This window comes from Roseibium sp. RP-7 (assembly GCF_053005225.1).
Genome location: NZ_JBRKQA010000001.1, coordinates 3,107,904 through 3,120,900 on the forward strand (window position 1 = coordinate 3,107,904; position 12,997 = coordinate 3,120,900).

Below are 12,997 nucleotides of genomic sequence, written 5' to 3' on the forward strand. Positions count from 1 at the left end.
CTGCAAAAGCTTAGTGCAAACCTGCCTGTTCGCAAACGTCTGCGTGTGCTTCAGGCTGTGGACACTTGCGTATCGCGCTTTTGCTCGTCCAGCATGACCAGCAGCGACGCACCGACAATCACCAGCGCACCCGGCCAGAATGCACCGCTCGGGGCAAAACCGAAAGCGAAGAAGCCAACCGCGATATTAAGCGGAAGCTTCAGGTGGTCGAAAGGCTGAACGAAAGCCGCATCGGCCTTCTGGTAGGCAAGGGTCAGCAGGTAGTTTGCCAGCACCGTCAGGGCGCCGGCCCCCACGAGCAGCCACAGCGCCGGACCGGTTGGCACGATACCGCCCTCTCCCAGCGCAAGCAGTGCATTGACCGGTGTCAGGAGCAGCAGCAGGTAGATGGTTATGGAATCGGCATCTTCAGTTGCAGTCAACTTTTTGGTGACGAGAGAAGTTCCTGCCCAGAATGCAGCTGCCCCGACCGGCAAAAGTGCTGCCAGGCTGAAGCCTTCCGTCCAGGGCTCCAGAATCACCATGCCACCGGAGAAGCCTGCCAACGTCGCGAGCCACCGGATCAGGCCAACCCGTTCCCTGAAGAACAGCTTGGCGCCGATGATCACGAAAAACGGCGAAGTCATCACCAAGGCGATTGCCTGCCAGATCTCGACCCGCGCGAGACCGGCGACCCACAACTGGATCCCGATCACCGCAAGAACACCCCGCGCCAGATGCCACCCGATCTGATGTGTCTTCAAGGCGGAAAAGCCGCGCCGCAGGACGAATGGCAGGCCAACGAGAAGGCCCAGCGCATATTGCCAGAAGGCCGCGGACGTTGATGGTACGCCCAGTTGCATGGTCGAGGCCTGCAGGGCGCCGTTCACGATGGCAAACGAAGCCCCTGCCCCGATCATGGCAAGTGCGGCGAATATAGGCTTCTTCGAATTGGTAGACATGGGCGTCCTATCTGCGATCCGTTCCGTCGTCGTTCAGAACAGTCTCAAAAGACACACGCCCACCGGTCATCAACAACTGGCGGCGGTCAAGTTCTCTCTCATCCGGACTTTCGGGCGGCTTCGCTTGACGCCACCTCAACCGTCGGCTCCGGCATCTCACCGGATCTGCTGACCTTCGAACATTTTTATCCGAAGCGCTCGCGGGCTCCGGGTTTCCCCGATACCGCCGGTGGGGAATTTCACCCCGCCCCGAGAACTGTTCTCCAAGAGCTTTCAGTATCCCTGAAATAGACAGGATGCAATAGTGGAAGCATGCCGAAAGGCAACTCAACGGCACATCAGGCCACGCAAACCCGATTTCTGCCAGCTTGCTTGGCGCTGTATAGCGCTTCATCAGCCCTGGCGATGGTCTGGCTGATTTTCTCGCCGTCACGAACGGTGGCAGCCCCTATGCTGACCCGCATCGAGATGAGCTGCTGATCATGCAAGTGGGGCACGGTTTCGACGGCCTTTCGAATGCGCTCGGCGATTTCGAACGCTTCATTGAGGTCGCACCCTTCCAGCAGGCAATAGAACTCCTCACCGCCTGCCCTTGCAAAGATATGCGGCGAATGAAGTTCACGTTTCAGCAGGCCGACAAGATGATTGAGCGCTGCATCGCCGCAGGCATGGCCGTATCGATCGTTGATCAGTTTGAAATGGTCAACGTCAAGCACAAGGATGGACAGGCTGGCTGACGTCTTTTGTGCCCGTTCCTTTGCTGCAGCCGCCAGCTCGAAAAACCTGCGACGGTTGTAGGCCTCTGTCAGGGCATCGCGCTCTGCTGCCCACTTGAGCTGCTCTTCCAGACGTTTGCGTTCAGTGATGTCGAGCATGGATCCAGCAAGGCCGTTTACCTCGCCGGAGACCCGGTCACGGGTAACGGCCTTATGGAAGGTCACCGTTCGGCGCTCACCATCAGCATAGCAAACGTCCGCCTCATAGATCTGAACACCCCCCTGCTGCATCAGCTCTTCGTCGGCCGCTTCATAGACCTTTGCCAATTCAGCTGGTGCTACGTCATAAACACTGGCGCCGTTCACCTTGCTGGCTGGCAATCCGATAAACGCTTCAAAAGCCTTGTTGCAGCCGCTGTAGATGCCGGCCCGGTTCTTGAAGAAGATCGGTGAAGGCAGGTTGTCGATTGCTGACTGGAGGTTATCCCTCTCAATGGCGAGATCGCGGCATTTGCGGAACAGCCCACCCTGCCGTGCGATCACGAGTTCCGCGCGTTTGAGGGCAAGCAGCAGAAGGTCCGTGTCGTCGGCGTCGACAACATCATCCACACCGCCTTCCAGCAATGTCAGCTGAGTTTTTGCTGCCAGTTCTCCCGACGAACAAGCGATGATGAGGGTCGTATCCCGTATTCTGTGAAAATCGCAGGTCGGCAATTCCCCCGTCGCCCCGACATCCAGAAGACAGACCTGAAACGGGCAAGAAGATAGCGGCTGGACAGTGACCTGGTGCAGGACGTAACCGGCTGGAAGCGACGGCGGCGGTCTTTTGGCAGGCGAATAATACCCGACGTCAACCGCCTTTTCAGACGGTACCGACGTATTTTGGGTATCCGTTGCATGCATCCGTTCTGCCAAGGCGCACTCCTTTGAGCTTAACCTACGGGAAAATCGATAAATTCGGAGTTAAGAAAGTTTGCCGGCAGCAAGAAGCCACTCTCATTGCCACCGTGTCGGAGTGGACGCCATTAGCGGGTCGCGAAATACGCGGCTATGTCTTGAGGTCTATCTGCTATCAATACCGGATTTTCGGCGGCCAATTCTTCACGGCTACCGTAGCCCCACAAAACGCCAATGCCTGCCACTGCGTTGGCGTTTGCCCCGACAAGGTCATGCTTGCGATCACCAACCATGACCGTCTCCGACGCCTGGATGTTTTCCTCGCTCAGGATATGCGCGATCAGCTCGGCCTTCGCGGACCGCGTACCGTCCAACTCAGCACCGTAGACCTTTCCGAAAAAGTCCATCAGGCCGAAATGCTCAACGATCCGACCTGCGTAACTGTGGGGTTTTGAGGTACAGACGTGAAGAAGAAACCCGTCTTTCCTGAGTGTTGTCAGCAGTTCGGGAATGCCCTCGATCAGCGAATTCTCGAACAGTCCCGTTACCGTGTAGCGCTCGCGATAAAAGGCTACGGCCTGATCCAGCACAGCCTTGTCTTCCGATCCCAGAAGAACCTTGAAGCTGTCCCAGAGCGGCGGCCCGATGCACCAGCGCAGCTCTTCCACATCAGGTGCCTGCCCACCCATCTTTTCAACCGCATACCCGATTGAACGGGTGATGCCTTCAAAGGGGTCAGTCAGGGTTCCGTCCAGATCGAACAGAATGGTCGAAGTCGTCATGATGCCCCGCAACGTATTGAAAAAGAAAGCGGCCTGGACCGGATGGTCGCAGGCCGCTGAATATCGGCAGTATCCGATGCCTGTCAATCAGGCTGCGTTAGGCGCATCACCCCGGATCAGGAAAACTCCATGATCACGGCGTCAACGGCAAGGCTGTCGCCGGGCGTTGCCTTGATGGCGCTCACGACACAGTCGCGCTCCGCTCTCAGCACGTTTTCCATCTTCATGGCCTCAACGACGGCAAGCTGTTCACCTGCCTTGACTTCCTGTCCTTCGGCCACCGCGATGGACACCACCAGACCAGGCATCGGGCACAGCAGCATCTTCGACGTGTCCGGCGGCAGCTTCTCCGGCATCAGGGCATCCAGCTCGGCAATCCGCGGTGTCATTACTTTCGCGACCACGGAATAGCCCTGCCAGTCAAGGCGGTAGCCACCGCGCAGGGTCCGGACCTGCACTGTCACATCCTTCGCGCCGACCTTGCCCGACCAGAGCGGATCACCTGGCGCCCAGTCAGCCTCCACGTTGACAACGGGGCCATCGCCGATCGCGACATCAATTTCGACGGGCGTCCCCGGATACCCGGCAGCAAGCCGGATCGGAACATAGGTCTTGTCGAGCTTGATCACCCAATCTTCGCGGATGGCACCGGAATGGGCCCGCAACCGCCCGGGCAGGTGGTCCAGACGCTCGCGTTGCAACGCCCCCATGGACAGGGCAACGGCTGCAAGAACCGCATAGGCCTCGTCATCGGGAACCGCCGGCTCGAAGCCGTCCGGATATTCGTCTGCGATGAAACTGGTAGCCAACTCGCCCGACCGCCAGCGCGGATGGTTCATCAGCGCAGTCAGAAACGGCACATTGTGCTGAATACCGTCGACGTAAAACGCATCCAGAGCTGAACTCATCGCATCGATCGCCTCCGCCCGTGTCGGCGCATGGGTGATCAGCTTTGCGATCATCGGGTCGTAGAACATCGAAATTTCCGAACCCTCGACAACGCCGGTATCGTTGCGGACGGTAATCCCGTTGCTGGCTTCTTCCGCCGGCGGCCGGTAACGAACAAGCCGGCCAATGGACGGCAGGAAATTGCGGTAGGGATCTTCCGCATAAATACGGCTTTCGACCGCCCAGCCGTTCAGCTTGACGTCTTCCTGGGCAAGGTCCAGTTTCTCGCCGGCGGCAACGCGGATCATCTGCTCGACGAGATCGATGCCGGTGATCAATTCGGTCACCGGGTGCTCCACCTGCAGGCGCGTGTTCATTTCCAGGAAGAAGAAGCTCTTGTCCTGCCCGGCGACGAACTCGACCGTGCCAGCGCTGTCGTAGTCGACGGCCTTTGCAAGCGCGACGGCCTGCTCACCCATCTTGCGGCGCGTTTCCTCATCGAGCAGAGGCGACGGCGCCTCTTCGATGACCTTCTGGTTGCGCCGCTGGATCGAGCATTCACGCTCGCCCAGGTAAATCGCATTGCCGTGCTTGTCGCCCAGGACCTGGATTTCAATATGGCGCGGGTTTTCGATGAATTTCTCGATGAAAACCCGATCGTCGCCGAAGGAAGACGCCGCCTCGGATTTCGAGCGGGTGTAGCCATCCCGCACCTCGTCCGCATTCCAGGCGATGCGCATGCCCTTGCCGCCACCACCTGCGGACGCCTTGATCATGACCGGGTAGCCAATGTCCGCAGCGATTTCGACAGCCTGCTCCGGGCTTTCTATGACGCCAAGATAACCCGGCACCGTGCTGACCTTGGCCTCATTGGCGAATTTCTTGGATTCGATCTTGTCGCCCATCGCCATGATGGCGCGCGGGTTCGGGCCGATCCAGACAATGCCCTCCTTCGCCAGCGCTTCGGGAAAGCTGGCGCGTTCGGACAGGAAGCCATAGCCCGGATGCACGGCTTCAGCCCCGGTCTCCTTGCAGGCCGCGATGATCTTGTCGGCGATCAGATAGGATTCCGACGCCGCCGCGGGACCGATGTGAACCGCTTCGTCTGCCATTTCCACATGAAGGGCATCGCGATCGGCATCGGAATAGACCGCAACTGTCTTTATGCCCATGCGGCGGGCCGTCTTGATGACGCGACAGGCAATCTCACCACGGTTGGCGACTAGTATTTTGGAGAACATGAATTTCCACCCAGCTGGACGATTTTCCATTTTGTAGGCTGCGCCACTTTGGCACGCAACTTATCCAAAGGGCGAGACGTGATTTTGCGGATAGTTGCCCAAACACTCAAAAACGGCTTGCCGCGACAAGGACCGGCCAAAGGTAGTTCCGCGGAAAAGCGTCTATTTATCCGAATTTTAATAAACTTATTGCAGGAATTACCAAGGCAATGGGGAACAAATAAATGAAACGCATCCTTTCAGCGGCAATTATTGCGAGTGCTTTACTACCAACTTCCGCACTGGCGGAAACCGCCGGCAAGTGGAAGAGCGGCGAAATCAATGGCTTTACACGTTATTGGACCACCAACAACCTTGGCGCGAACTTCGTAGTCTGGTGTCATCCGAAACGCCGGATCAACGGCACCCTGCTTCATATTGATATCGACGGAAAAATGCCGCCACCACGCAGCAGGATCAAATTGATCATGGACCGCGAGATCCTGGAGCTGCCTATCAACGAGCAGGGATACGTGGAAACGGCTTGCGCCGCGTGTTCCGACAGCTTCGGCTATGTCTGGCACCGTTTGCGGTCGTCCCATTCCCTTGCGGTGAAATTCCAGGACGACAGCTATGCTGGATTTTCCCTGCGCGGCGCCCAGAAAATCATTCCCGGTAACGTTTGCCCGACCGACTGGCAGAAACAACACCCCAGGTCCTGACGCATGGTGGCCTGGCCAAGACCTTGTGGCACGCCAGGCCGCTAGATTGCTTTCTTGATTGAAGGGCTTTTAACAGAACACCTGTAGTTTTGTCGGTGACAGATTACGGAAACGGCTCGATGCGCACCGCCCTCTTTTCTTTTTTCTACCTGACACTTTCAACGAGCTTGCCGGCAATCGCAGCCGATTACGGCAAGTGGCATACCGACACGGCGCATGGCTACGAGCGCTACTGGACCGAAAGCTCATCAGGAGCACGGTTCACGATCTGGTGCCCGCCCAATCATGCCGTCAGGAACACACTTATCGGCGTGCGCATCAAGGGCCGCAGGCCGGACCCCGGGTCCACAGTCCTGGTCGAGCTGGATCACAAGCTGATCAAGTTCAGGGCTGGAAACGACGGTTACATTTACAATGACTGCCCGGCCTGCTCTGACAACATGACCTATTTCTGGCACAGGCTGCGCTCTTCGGTAAAATTCGCCGTGCAACTGGAAGACAGACGCTATTCGGGCTTTTCCCTGAACGGCGTGCGAGAAGCCATGGCGGGGTCTGTCTGCTCCAGCCAGATGGCCCAGAATACGCGGTAAATTCCGGTTAGAGTTCTGACCGATGCGATTTATGTGCTCGCAATCACATTTGCGCGCCACAAGTTGGTGCACACTTCTCCTGTCACCACCTTTCCGGACCGTTCTGTTAGACTAAACCTTCAGAGCGTTCTTTCCGGTGGCAACGGCACGTCAGGAGACTTTCATGCGGAAAATGCTTCTTTGCGCAGCAGCGCTTGCCCTTCCCGGCCTTGTCATGTCGACGGCGGCCGAGGCACGTCCAGACCTTCGCAAGATGACCTGTGCCCAGGCGCAGAACATGGTGCGCCAGCACGGTGCCGTGGTCTTCACCACGGGGCAGTACACTTATTCGATGTTTGTTTCGAACCGTAGCTACTGCGACCGTAACCAGGTCCTGTTCACGCAGTTTGGCCAGACGCGGGATACACCACGTTGCCCGGTCGCGTTCGAATGCAAGGAACCGCTGTTCCCGCGCGGTCTTTCGCGTTGGGACTGACCTGACAGACAGCAAACAGGCCGGAAAATCCGGCCTGATACAATCTCGTGTGTCACTGCTGCGGACCAGCGATCGTCTTCCGGAACCGAGCGAATGAATGCAAATCGGCTCTTCTTGCTAGAGCGGAATATTGTCGTGCTTTTTCCACGGCATATCTGCCTGCTTGGACCTGAGCAGGGCCAGAGCCTTGGACACACGCCGGCGGGTGGAATGCGGACGAATGACATCGTCTATGTAGCCGCGCTCGGCAGCGACGAACGGGTTGGCGAAACGGTCTTCGTAATCCTTCGTCCGCTTGGCGATCTTCTCCTTGTCGCCGAGTTCGGATCTGTAGAGGATTTCGACCGCCCCTTTTGCGCCCATCACCGCGATTTCAGCAGACGGCCAGGCGTAGTTGATGTCGCCGCGGATGTGCTTGGAGCTCATCACGTCATAAGCACCGCCGTAGGCCTTGCGGGTGATGACGGTGATCTTCGGCACCGTAGCTTCCGCGTAGGCAAACAGCAGCTTGGCGCCGTGTTTGATCAGGCCGCCATATTCCTGCGACGTGCCGGGCAGGAAGCCTGGAACATCGACGAAGGTCACGATCGGAATGCTGAAACAGTCACAGAAGCGGACAAACCTTGCAGCCTTGCGGCTGGCGTCGGAATCCAGCACGCCGGCCAGAACCATCGGCTGGTTGGCAACGATGCCGACAGTGCGACCCTCGATCCGTCCGAAACCGGTAATGATGTTGCCCGCGAAACTGCCCTGAATTTCGAAGAAGTCTCCCTCGTCGACTGTCTTCAGAACAAGTTCCTTCATGTCGTAGGGCTTGTTCGGGTTGTCCGGAATGAGCGTGTCGAGGCTGGTGTCTATCCGCTCCGGGTCGTCGTAGTTCGTCAGCTCCGGCAGGTCCGCACGATTGTTCATCGGCAGATAGTCGATCAACCTTCGCATTTCCTGCAGGGCTTCGACGTCGTTGTCGAAGGCACCGTCCGCAATCGAAGACTTGGTGGTGTGGATGGATGCGCCGCCCAGTTCCTCGGCCGTCACCGTCTCGTTCGTCACGGTCTTCACCACGTCCGGTCCGGTAACGAACATGTACGACGTGTCACGCACCATGAAGATGAAGTCCGTCATGGCCGGGGAATAGACGTCGCCGCCGGCACAAGGACCCATGATGAGCGAAATCTGCGGAATGACACCGGATGCCAGAACGTTGCGCTGGAACACTTCGCCGTAACCGCCAAGGGCCGCTACGCCTTCCTGAATGCGGGCGCCACCTGCGTCGAACAGGCCGATGATCGGTGCCCGGTTCTGCAGGGCCATGTCCTGAAGCTTGGTGATCTTTTCCGCATGCGTTTCGGAAAGAGACCCGCCGAAGACCGTGAAATCCTTGGAGAACACGTAAACGGTCCGACCGTTGACCGTTCCCCAGCCGGTGATCACGCCGTCGCCGGGGATATGCTGCTCTTCCATGCCGAAATCGGTACAGCGGTGCTGTTTGAACATGTCGAATTCTTCAAAGGACCCCTCGTCCAGAAGAATTTCAATACGTTCACGCGCAGTCAGTTTGCCCTTGGCATGCTGCGCATCGATGCGGCGTTGCCCGCCGCCCAGCCGCGCGGTTTCGCGGCGTTGTTCCAATTCGGCCAGAACTTCTTTCATCCGGTCCTCCCAAAACTTGAGCTTGGATCACGCCGTAGCATGATCCCCCGACAGAGCCTAGTCAGCACATGGGCTTATGGGGAAACTACGCCCCATGAACCTTCCCTGCCAAACGCCCACAGAAGCTGGACGAATATCAGGCAAAAGCCTTTATGGCCACGCTTTGCCCGATCCCAAAACTGCCCTTGCGTTTCCACGCGCCGGGACAGACCAGGATCACTTCAATACGTGCCCTTTTTCGAAGCACGATTTTCAAACTCGAGAAATCTCATTTCAGGTCCACGACCCATTCTTAACGGAGTACATTAATGTCAGGAAATTATGTTGTTGATCATCGCGACGGCGTCATCACGCTCGCGCGCCTGCAATATTTCGACGTCAGCCAGGCGAACCTCAAGGAAGATCACAAGAACTGGCTTCGCAGAAACGTCGTTCCGCTGCTGAAAGGCAACGGCAGTATCAGTATCGTCGGGCTCTCCAGCCGAAGCGGCAAGGCAGCTTTCAACAAGGCTCTGTCGATGAAGCGGGCTAATGCCGTGAAGACGTTCCTGGAAGAATGCCTGCTGTCCTGTTTTCCGTTCGATCTGGTCGACGGACTTGGCGAATCCCTGGCTGAAGAAATGGGTCAGGAAGACGGCGTAGAAGACGGACAGTTCCGTGCCGTGATGATTTACGTGCATTCCCTGCCGACACCGCCCAATCCAAAGGTCATCAAAACGCCCAAGAAGATGAAGCCCAAACCAAAGGCGGCTTCCACCTTATGGGTCGGCATCGGTGAAAGCCATTCAGGCGACCTTGTGGCTGTCGGGCGGTACAACTGGAATGGACGCCTTTACCGGGCCAGCGCCGATGACAACGGCTATGTCGATTACGTAGACCTTATGGCGGACGGCTGGAAAATCGGCGGCGGCCTGGGGGGCAGTGTCGGCGGCATCGTCATCGTGGCGCATGGTGTCAAGACGCCCAGCGAGTTCAACAAAAAGGGCGAATGGTCTGATTGGGACCTCGATCTGGCGATTGCCGGAAAGCTGGGGGACGTCCTCAAAGGCATCAAGGGCATCGGTAAGATCGTCAATACGATGGAGAAATACGAGGAACTGAGCCATGCCGCGATCGAACTCACCAAGAACAAGGGGTTCGTCAAGAAAGGTCTCTACACAATTCCGATGCTTGGCGTCGGTGCAGGCCTACACGTTTGGACCGGGCGCAAATACGGCGACGTCTCGGTGATCTCGGTCGGCAGGACACTCATGCGCTAGCACCCTGTCTCCGGCCACCTATCCGCACACGCATCGGGCAGCAAATCAGATTTCGATCATGCTGCCCGACCTGCCCATCGACTGTGCATATTGGATTGAACACAACTTCTGCCTGCCCGAACAAGCAGATGTTACCACTCCGGTCTGGCAGGTTTTGACGGGCAGCAGACGCCCCCGATCCGTCCCCTCGTCTTTCCCGGCGAAGCCTGGCAGCAGGGATGCCGTTACGTTCATTTGAGCCCGTCATTTTGGCGAAGTTTGCACGCGCAAGCGGCGAAAAACACCGCCTTCAAATCCTTTTTCAGTGGTCGAAAAAAATATATTCAACCTGAGGGAACCTGAGGATTTTTCGATGAATTTCAGCTCGTTGCCTAATTTGCAGGCACTGGCGCCGCGACATTGAACTTTGACACCTTTCAGAATTTTGCCATGATTGCCCAAGAACGAAGCATCGGCAAAGGGGAGGCAATGGCGGACGAACGCACTTTCTTCAATGAAATGCTCGACGAGGCCAACAAGCCGCGCCAGCCATACGCCCGGCTCGCCAAATGGCTGGAAGACAAACCAGCCAACTTTCTGACCAAGAAGGGCCGCGACGCTGAAACCATTTTCCGCAGACTTGGCATCACCTTCGCGGTTTATGGAGCGGAAGAAGCTACCGAACGGCTGATCCCGTTTGATCCCATCCCGCGCATCATCTCGGCTCCGGAGTGGCGGCGCCTGTCTGCCGGCATCGACCAGCGTGTGCGGGCTCTGAACGCCTTCCTGCACGACATCTACCATCGCCAGGAAATCCTGCGCGCAGGCAGGATCCCGGCGGAGCTCGTGCTGCAGAACGAGGCATTCCTGCCTGAAATGGCCGGGTTCACCCCTGCCCGCAAGGTCTATGCCCACATCATCGGAACCGATCTGGTCCGCGTGTCGGAAAACGAATTCTACGTGCTGGAAGACAACACGCGCACGCCTTCCGGTGTCTCTTACATGATGGAGAACCGGGAGACGATGATGCGTCTCTTCCCCGAGCTCTTTCAGAGTCACCGGGTCGCCGCCGTGGAGCAATATCCCGAGAACCTCCTGCAGACGCTGGAAAGCGTTGCACCGGATCCCTCGAAGTCTTCGCAGACGATCGTTGTCCTGACCCCGGGCATCTATAACTCCGCCTATTTCGAACACGCTTTCCTGGCTGATTCCATGGGCGTGGAACTGGTGGAAGGCCGAGATCTGTTCGTTGATGCCGGACATGTCTACATGCGCACAACGCGCGAACCGAAGCAGGTCGACGTCATCTACCGGCGTATCGACGATGCCTTCCTCGATCCGCTGACCTTCAATCCGGGCAGCATGCTCGGAGTGCCGGGCCTCTTCGATGCCTATCGCGCCGGCAACGTCACCATCTGCAATGCGCCGGGAACGGGTATTGCCGACGACAAGGCGATCTATGCCTATGTCCCGGACATCATCGAGTTCTACACGGGCCAGAAACCGATCCTGAACAACGTTCCGACGTGGAACTGCTCACGGCCGGATGACCTCGCCTATGTTCTGGATAATCTTGAGGACATTGTCGTCAAGGAGGTCCACGGTTCGGGCGGCTACGGCATGCTGATCGGTCCGACCGCATCGAAGCGGGAAATCGCGGAATTCCGGAAAGTCCTGGAAACCAACCCTTCCAACTATATTGCCCAGCCGACCCTGGCGCTGTCGGCCTGCCCGACGCACGTCGCTTCGGGTGTCGCCCCGCGCCACGTCGATCTGCGCCCCTACGTGCTGATCGGTGATCAGGTCCGCATCACGCCAGGTGGCCTGACACGGGTTGCCCTCAAGAAAGGCTCGCTCGTCGTCAACTCCAGCCAGGGTGGCGGCACAAAAGACACCTGGGTACTTGAGGACTGAGAGAACCAGATGCTCGGAAGAACCGCCTCTTCGCTGTTTTGGATGTCGCGCTACCATGAGCGTGCCCAGAATGTTTCCCGTCTCCTTGAGGTCGCCTGTCGTGGCGCCATCATCTCCCATTCGGGTCAGGAGGACGGAACCCACTGGACCTTCGCCCTCGCCTGCTCGGGCTGCGAGACCGGGTACAAGCAGAAATACGAGGAACTGAACGGCCGCAACGTGGCGGCCCACATGATCTTTTCCAAGGAAAACACCTCAAGCGTCCGCAGCTGCCTGGAACTTGCCAGGAACAACGCTCGTGCCGTTCGAACAGGCATCACGGCTGAACTCTGGGAAGCCATCAACACCACATGGATCGAGTTCACTGACGTGAACCCGCAATCCATCACCCAGGAAAAACTGCCGGACTTTCTTGCCTGGGTTAATCAGCGTGCGCACCTGTTCCGGGGCGCGTTGCTGAATACGATCTTGCGCGACGACGGTTATTTCTTCAGCCAGATGGGCAATTTCGTGGAACGGTCGGATAACACGGCCCGCATCCTCGACACGTACTACTGGACCCTGCTGCCGGACAGCGACATCATCGATGACGGCTCTCTGGAGCACTATCAGTGGTCCGCGATCCTGCGTGCCCTGTCCGGGCGGAGAAGCTACCGGTTTGCGTATCCGAATGCCCGACTGAAAGCGTTCAACATTGCCGAGTTTCTGATCCTCAGAACGGAAATGCCCCGGTCCCTTGCCCATTGCTACGACTGGATGGCCGATACCGCGGAAGACCTGGCCCAGTTCTATGGTTCGCGCGAACCAAGCCTGGACATGGCAGCGGACATGGCAAAAGACCTGGCTGAAAAGCAGATGCACGAAATCTATCAGCAGGGACTGCATGATTTCCTCTCGGATTTCATCAACAAAAACAATCTTTTCGCCCATCAGCTTTGCGAAGACTACAATTTCGCCTGACCCT

Annotated in this window: 11 protein-coding genes and 1 riboswitch; of the genes, 6 read left to right on the forward strand and 5 right to left on the reverse strand. The window is 57.7% G+C overall.

The window, feature by feature from the left end:
- Nucleotides 1-50: 50 nt before the first annotated feature.
- From ACVDG9_RS13990 to ACVDG9_RS14005, 4 genes are all read right to left on the reverse strand, one after another.
- Nucleotides 51-941 (reverse strand): DMT family transporter, encoded by an 891-nt coding sequence (locus ACVDG9_RS13990; RefSeq protein ID WP_228930207.1) that lies wholly within the window; start codon nucleotides 939-941, stop codon nucleotides 51-53.
- Nucleotides 942-1,027: 86 nt separating this feature from the next.
- A riboswitch (FMN riboswitch) is annotated at nucleotides 1,028-1,202 on the reverse strand.
- Between the two features lie 77 nt (nucleotides 1,203-1,279).
- Complete coding sequence (locus ACVDG9_RS13995; RefSeq protein ID WP_447238240.1) at nucleotides 1,280-2,572, reverse strand: GGDEF domain-containing protein; 1,293 nt, start codon at nucleotides 2,570-2,572, stop codon at nucleotides 1,280-1,282.
- Nucleotides 2,573-2,682: 110 nt separating this feature from the next.
- Entirely contained in the window at nucleotides 2,683-3,336 is a 654-nt protein-coding gene (locus ACVDG9_RS14000; RefSeq protein ID WP_031268327.1) for an HAD family hydrolase, read from the reverse strand.
- Nucleotides 3,337-3,452: 116 nt separating this feature from the next.
- Entirely contained in the window at nucleotides 3,453-5,465 is a 2,013-nt protein-coding gene (locus ACVDG9_RS14005; protein ID WP_206907788.1) for an acetyl-CoA carboxylase biotin carboxylase subunit, read from the reverse strand.
- 224 nt (nucleotides 5,466-5,689) lie between these two features.
- Between ACVDG9_RS14005 and ACVDG9_RS14010 the strand changes: the two genes are divergently transcribed.
- The 3 genes from ACVDG9_RS14010 to ACVDG9_RS14020 all read left to right on the forward strand — a co-directional run bounded on the left by ACVDG9_RS14010 (nucleotide 5,690) and on the right by ACVDG9_RS14020 (nucleotide 7,231).
- On the forward strand, nucleotides 5,690-6,166 hold the full coding sequence (locus tag ACVDG9_RS14010) for a YfjT/YkfB family phage-associated protein (RefSeq protein WP_075282985.1): 477 nt from the start codon (nucleotides 5,690-5,692) through the stop codon (nucleotides 6,164-6,166).
- 119 nt (nucleotides 6,167-6,285) lie between these two features.
- Nucleotides 6,286-6,756, forward strand: a complete 471-nt coding sequence (locus ACVDG9_RS14015) for a YfjT/YkfB family phage-associated protein (protein WP_447238241.1) — start codon at nucleotides 6,286-6,288, stop codon at nucleotides 6,754-6,756.
- Nucleotides 6,757-6,919: 163 nt separating this feature from the next.
- A complete protein-coding gene (locus tag ACVDG9_RS14020) occupies nucleotides 6,920-7,231 on the forward strand; it encodes a hypothetical protein (RefSeq protein WP_022998274.1) in 312 nt (103 codons plus the stop codon).
- Nucleotides 7,232-7,348: 117 nt separating this feature from the next.
- Here the strand turns inward: ACVDG9_RS14020 and ACVDG9_RS14025 are convergent, their stop codons facing one another.
- Nucleotides 7,349-8,881, reverse strand: a complete 1,533-nt coding sequence (locus ACVDG9_RS14025) for an acyl-CoA carboxylase subunit beta (RefSeq protein ID WP_055654686.1) — start codon at nucleotides 8,879-8,881, stop codon at nucleotides 7,349-7,351.
- 308 nt (nucleotides 8,882-9,189) lie between these two features.
- Between ACVDG9_RS14025 and ACVDG9_RS14030 the strand changes: the two genes are divergently transcribed.
- The 3 genes from ACVDG9_RS14030 (at nucleotide 9,190) to ACVDG9_RS14040 (ending at nucleotide 12,993) form a co-directional block, all read left to right on the forward strand.
- Nucleotides 9,190-10,140, forward strand: coding sequence for an OmpA family protein (locus ACVDG9_RS14030; RefSeq protein WP_022998272.1), 951 nt, complete (start codon nucleotides 9,190-9,192; stop codon nucleotides 10,138-10,140).
- A 468-nt stretch (nucleotides 10,141-10,608) separates the two neighbouring features.
- Nucleotides 10,609-12,033 carry a circularly permuted type 2 ATP-grasp protein gene (locus tag ACVDG9_RS14035; RefSeq protein ID WP_031268326.1) on the forward strand — a complete coding sequence of 475 codons (1,425 nt, stop codon included), beginning with the start codon at nucleotides 10,609-10,611 and terminating at the stop codon, nucleotides 12,031-12,033.
- 9 nt (nucleotides 12,034-12,042) lie between these two features.
- Nucleotides 12,043-12,993: an alpha-E domain-containing protein gene (locus ACVDG9_RS14040; RefSeq protein ID WP_022998270.1), complete on the forward strand. Its 951-nt coding sequence runs from the start codon at nucleotides 12,043-12,045 to the stop codon at nucleotides 12,991-12,993.
- Nucleotides 12,994-12,997: the final 4 nt, after the last annotated feature.

What these genes read in the sequence shown, in the direction of transcription:
- ACVDG9_RS13990 (WP_228930207.1), bottom strand. Translation starts at nt 941, where the DNA reads ATGTCTACCAATTCGAAGAAGCCTATATTCGCCGCACTTGCCATGATC.
- ACVDG9_RS14000 (WP_031268327.1), bottom strand. Translation starts at nt 3,336, where the DNA reads ATGACGACTTCGACCATTCTGTTCGATCTGGACGGAACCCTGACTGAC.
- ACVDG9_RS14005 (WP_206907788.1), bottom strand. Translation starts at nt 5,465, where the DNA reads ATGTTCTCCAAAATACTAGTCGCCAACCGTGGTGAGATTGCCTGTCGC.
- ACVDG9_RS14010 (WP_075282985.1), top strand. Translation starts at nt 5,690, where the DNA reads ATGAAACGCATCCTTTCAGCGGCAATTATTGCGAGTGCTTTACTACCA.
- ACVDG9_RS14015 (WP_447238241.1), top strand. Translation starts at nt 6,286, where the DNA reads ATGCGCACCGCCCTCTTTTCTTTTTTCTACCTGACACTTTCAACGAGC.
- ACVDG9_RS14020 (WP_022998274.1), top strand. Translation starts at nt 6,920, where the DNA reads ATGCGGAAAATGCTTCTTTGCGCAGCAGCGCTTGCCCTTCCCGGCCTT.
- ACVDG9_RS14025 (WP_055654686.1), bottom strand. Translation starts at nt 8,881, where the DNA reads ATGAAAGAAGTTCTGGCCGAATTGGAACAACGCCGCGAAACCGCGCGG.
- ACVDG9_RS14030 (WP_022998272.1), top strand. Translation starts at nt 9,190, where the DNA reads ATGTCAGGAAATTATGTTGTTGATCATCGCGACGGCGTCATCACGCTC.
- ACVDG9_RS14035 (WP_031268326.1), top strand. Translation starts at nt 10,609, where the DNA reads ATGGCGGACGAACGCACTTTCTTCAATGAAATGCTCGACGAGGCCAAC.
- ACVDG9_RS14040 (WP_022998270.1), top strand. Translation starts at nt 12,043, where the DNA reads ATGCTCGGAAGAACCGCCTCTTCGCTGTTTTGGATGTCGCGCTACCAT.